The sequence below is a fragment of the Oligoflexus sp. genome (assembly GCF_035712445.1).
GTDB lineage: Bacteria > Bdellovibrionota_B > Oligoflexia > Oligoflexales > Oligoflexaceae > Oligoflexus.
Genome location: NZ_DASTAT010000032.1, coordinates 1 through 4,533, shown reverse-complemented (window position 1 = coordinate 4,533; position 4,533 = coordinate 1). Strand labels below are relative to the sequence as shown.

Annotated in this window: 4 protein-coding genes; 2 read left to right on the top strand and 2 right to left on the bottom strand. The window is 53.9% G+C overall.

All coding sequences use genetic code 11. The features are described from left to right. Nucleotides 1-1,793 (top strand): potassium transporter Kup (locus VFO10_RS06960; protein WP_325138434.1); only part of this gene is annotated, 1,793 nt, incomplete at its 5' end. A 13-nt stretch (nucleotides 1,794-1,806) separates the two neighbouring features. On the opposite strand, the gene VFO10_RS06955 is transcribed toward VFO10_RS06960, so the two are convergent. Further along, nucleotides 1,807-2,583, bottom strand: coding sequence for a class I SAM-dependent methyltransferase (locus tag VFO10_RS06955; RefSeq protein ID WP_325138432.1), 777 nt, complete (start codon nucleotides 2,581-2,583; stop codon nucleotides 1,807-1,809). Nucleotides 2,584-2,738: 155 nt separating this feature from the next. Then, the gene (locus VFO10_RS06950; RefSeq protein ID WP_325138430.1) at nucleotides 2,739-4,037 is read right to left on the bottom strand and encodes a HAMP domain-containing sensor histidine kinase; all 1,299 of its coding nucleotides are present in this window, start codon (nucleotides 4,035-4,037) and stop codon (nucleotides 2,739-2,741) included. A 264-nt stretch (nucleotides 4,038-4,301) separates the two neighbouring features. On the opposite strand from VFO10_RS06950, the gene VFO10_RS06945 reads away from it, so the two are divergent. Further along, nucleotides 4,302-4,533 (top strand): hypothetical protein (locus VFO10_RS06945; RefSeq protein ID WP_325138428.1); only part of this gene is annotated, 232 nt, incomplete at its 3' end.

The window sequence follows — 4,533 nt, the reverse complement described above, 5'->3', positions numbered from 1 at the left end:
TGTATGCGTTGCGGGAATGCTTCCATCATAATTCCGGCCTCCCCGTCACACCTGATAATGTCCTCGGTATTCTTTCGCTGGTCTTTTGGGCTCTGATCATCGTCATCTCCCTCAAGTATGTCCTCTACGTCATGCGAGCGGACAACCGTGGCGAAGGGGGCGTTTTGGCCCTGATGGCGCTGGCCCATCCGAAGCCGAAGCTTGAGGGCCGTGATCCGAAAAAACTGCTGATCTTTCTGGGACTTTTTGGAGCGGCTCTTTTGTACGGGGATGGGGTCATTACGCCAGCCATCTCCGTTTTGTCCGCGGTCGAAGGTCTGGAAGTTTCCACCCCTCTTTTCAAACCCTACGTCGTTCCTATCGCTGTGCTTGTACTGTGCTTGCTCTTTTTCCCTCAAAAATATGGGACCGATAAAATTGGCAAGGCCTTCGGTCCTATCATTCTGGTCTGGTTTCTGACGATCGGCGTTTTGGGTTTAGGCGGAATCAGCCATAACCCTGCTGTCCTTAAAGCCGTAAATCCCTTTTATGGCATCCGTTTTTTCATCGACAACGGCTGGCACGGCTTTCTTGCTCTTGGAGCCGTCTTTCTGGTGGCGACGGGCGGGGAGGCACTTTACGCTGATATCGGGCACTTCGGTCGCAAATCCATCAATATCGCCTGGTTTTTCGTGGTGCTTCCCAGTTTAGCGCTGAACTATTTCGGACAAGGCGCGCTTTTACTTGAGTCCCCAGAGGCGTCTCACCATCCGTTTTATTTGCTCGCTCCCAATTGGGCAACGATGCCGCTGGTTTTTCTGTCGACGATGGCCGCGATCATCGCCTCGCAGGCTTTGATTTCAGGAACCTATTCGCTGACGCACCAGGCTATCCAATTGGGTTATTTGCCGCGACAAAAGATCACGCATACATCGAGTCTGGCCATCGGTCAGATCTATGTTCCTTTCATCAACTGGGCCATGCTGTTTGGAACGGTGACGCTGGTTCTGGTCTTCCGTTCATCGAGTCGTCTTGCGGCTGCTTACGGACTGGCGGTCACGGCCACCATGGTGATAACCACCATCCTTATCTATTATGTAGCGCGCGATCTTTGGAAATGGAGACCCTGGCTCGCGCTGCTGGTGTCCGCGGCGCTCCTATTGGTCGATCTTTCGTTCCTGGTGGCGAACCTTGTGAAGCTGTTTGAAGGCGGTTTCATTCCCTTGGTGATCGCCCTCTTCATTTTTACTTCAATGACGACCTGGCGTCGCGGCCGCTATATTCTGGGTCAGCGCCTGAAGCAGAAGGCTTTGCCGGTGAATCGCTTTATCGAGCAGCTGGTGGCTGACAAACTGCATCGCGTGCCGGGCACCGGGCTTTTCATGACCAGCGTGCCTGATAGCACCCCGCCTTCTCTGGTGCACAATGTAAGGCATAATCATGTCATGCATGAGAACACGATACTCTTGACCGTCGTCACGGAAAGCATCCCCTACGTCGCGGAACATGATCAGATCGAAATCAAATCCGTTCACCCCGGGATTTATTCGGCGATAATTCGTTACGGCTTCATGGAAATGCCGGATGTGCCCGCATGCCTGGAACGCTCGCTGGGTCAGTTCTTCCCCTACGATGCGCGGGATGTCACTTATTTCCTGGGACGGGAATCGCTGGTGTCCACCAAAAGGCCCGGCATGGCTCGCTGGCGGGAGCATCTTTTTTCCTTCATGACCCGCAACAGCCAAAAGGCGACCGACTTCTTCAAACTGCCGGCCGACCAGGTTTTTGAAATTGGAATCGTGGTGGAGCTCTAGGAACGGACGCCGCCTATGCGCGGCGTATGGCCAGGGCGTTGATCAGCGGCGGAAAGAAATTATCCAAAGCTTCCAGCGGCTGCCAATGATCTTCGAACATATCCGCCAGCATAAAGCCTTCCCGCATCAGCGCCCCCATCTGATCGCTCAGACTGTGCCCGAATTCCATCGGAACCTCGGGGTAGACGAAGCGTTTGAAATCCTCGCTATCGAGACTTTTTTGGTCAGAATAGGGCACCGGATATTTCAGCTCAAAGATGCCGGCCTGAGCTTTCACAAAATCAAAGCTCCAGGCCAGAGGATTGATGAACGCATAAAGCAGGCGGCCGCCGGGAACAAGAAGTCGCGCGCAATGTTTCCAGACGGGTTCCAGCCTTTCAAAAAAACAGTTGGCGAGCGGCAGAACAATGCAATCGAAGCTGGCGTCCTGCAAAAAATCAAGATCGTCGGCTGAGCAGCGATGCATGGCCAGATCAAGGTGCCAGCGATGAGCGATGGTGGCATCACGTGCCAGCTGCTCTTCCGAAATATCAATCAGCGTCACACGGGCCCCAGCCGCCGCAAGGAGCGGGGCCTGGCGTCCACCACCGGCAGCCAGGGCCAGCACGCGGCGGCCGTCCAGCTCACCGAGCCAGGATTTTGGGACAGGTTGCGTCGGACTCAGATGCAGGCGGATATCGCCCTGACGAGCCGCATCCATTTCCCCATCGCTGACACTTTCTGACCATTGAATGCCAAAGCGCGCCTGCGTGTTCCAGGCCTTCCTATTGTGTTCCTGAATATTCAACATGGCAGCCATCCCTCGAGGCAGTTCCGGGCCGGGCCCAGTTATGGCAAAGACTATGGCTGGAAGCTAGCATGAGAAACCGAGTCCGGAAAATACCTAAAGTTGCCAGGCCAACCGCGGTCGAGCTTTGCGTCATGTGCAGCCGCCCGCGCGTGATTTCAGACAGCGTTTAACAAGGCCGCATCATAACCGGGAAGAGTGAGTGTCGCTACGGTCCAGTTGCCTTCACGGCGGAAGACGAGCTGACCGCCGACGGCATGAACGATGGACGAAGAAAGGGCGAGGCTCATGCCGCGACCGGGACGGTCGAGTTTCGTGCTATAGAAGGGATCGGTGAATTTTTGCAGGTCGGCGGGATTGACTTCATCACCGTTATCCCAGACTTCAATCTGAACCATCTCGCCGAAAGGCAGCACCTTGAGCCGCACCATGGCATCCGGTTTTTGCGCCAGGGCCTCAAAGGCGTTTTCAAGTACTGTATAAAGAACGTTCTGAAGATCCTCGGCAGGCAGGCGAATCTTGATGCCGTCGGCCTTGTCCATTTCGAGCGGAATCTTTGCGTTCAGATCACGGACGCGCAGACGGAGGTCTTCCAGGGCCTGAGCCAGTGGCGCGACGCCCCCTTTTTTGCTGCCTGTGTTATTCACCTGATTCAAACTCCACACCACGAACTGAATGCGTTTGGCGGCCATTTGAATGCGCGGATTGATCCTTTCCAGATCTTTTTTATTAAAATCATGACGTTCAAGAAGCTCGAGATAACCGAGGAGTATGGTCAAAGGATTGTTGATTTCATGGGCAATGCCGCCGGCCATGCGGTTGATGGACAGGAGCTTTTCTTTCATCGCCACTTCCTGCTCCTGCTCTTTGAGGCGATTCTGTTGGCTGATCTTCATGCGGTCAAACATATAAGCCAAACCGAAAGCGCCGAGGATCCCGAGGATGCGATCGACATAAAGCGAGGTGCGGCGCGGATGAAGGGCCGGCATGGATCCGGGGAAAAGGTAATCCCAGAACCCGGTGGCCACTGCCACGTAAAAGCCAAGAAAAAGCAGAACGTAGGGCAGGGCAAAGCGCGGACCCAGAAGAAAGGAAGCGGCCATCAGCAGGGTGACGACATAAGCGTAAGCGCCGGAAATATCGCCAAGACGCGAGGTGATGAGAATCGACAGCAGAAGAGCCGTGATAAGATTGATGAGCAAAAGGCTGGCGGGATACACCTGACGGTCGTGACGAACCCGGACGTAGGCTATCGAGCAGACAACCCACAAAAGTGTTTGCAGAATGAAAATGTGATCGAGGCGCGCACGAACGAAGACTGTGACATAAAGAGGAATGAGAATACCAAGCACGGCGCTGCCGAGCATCATTTTCAGCAGCAGGAGCTGATGAAACGTATTCGGGTTCCGGTTTTCCCAGGACCCGCGGCTGATTTGTAAAAGCACGCGTGGCGACACGGTATCCTCCAGATATTTTTTCGGAAATTGCCTGAAAACCATGAGCCAGAGGCTGGTTTCGTAGTTTGGGTCCTTTCTTGAGTCTGGGAAAAATGTCCTGGCGTAAAGAAGGGTTGGAGCCTTCGGTTTGTCGTAAAGACTAACAGTCCTGTCATGTTCTCAGCGGTTTTATGGGCTAATCCCCCGAAACCTCTGGAGCCATTTCCTGGCCCAGTTCGTGTATCTCTGAGCTGATCTTTCTATTGTTTTGGGAATGGAGAAGCTGTGGAAAAGGTGATGGTCAAGAAGCTGAAGTTGAAGCCCGTGAAAGGCTCGGAGTATCCGCGCTATTATTCGCGACTGATGGTGAATCTTTTGAGACGCCAAAAGTTGGCTTTGCCAAACAGCGGCTATCCTTTCGCGGCGGCCTTTGAAATTCCTGCCACGCTGAAAACCAAGTGGGACAACCTTTTTCTGGTGAATCCCCGGAATCCGAAGCCTCTGCAGATGATTTACA

Coding starts and splice junctions, on each gene's coding strand:
- VFO10_RS06955 (WP_325138432.1), bottom strand. CDS start 2,583: ATGTTGAATATTCAGGAACACAATAGGAAGGCCTGGAACACGCAGGCG.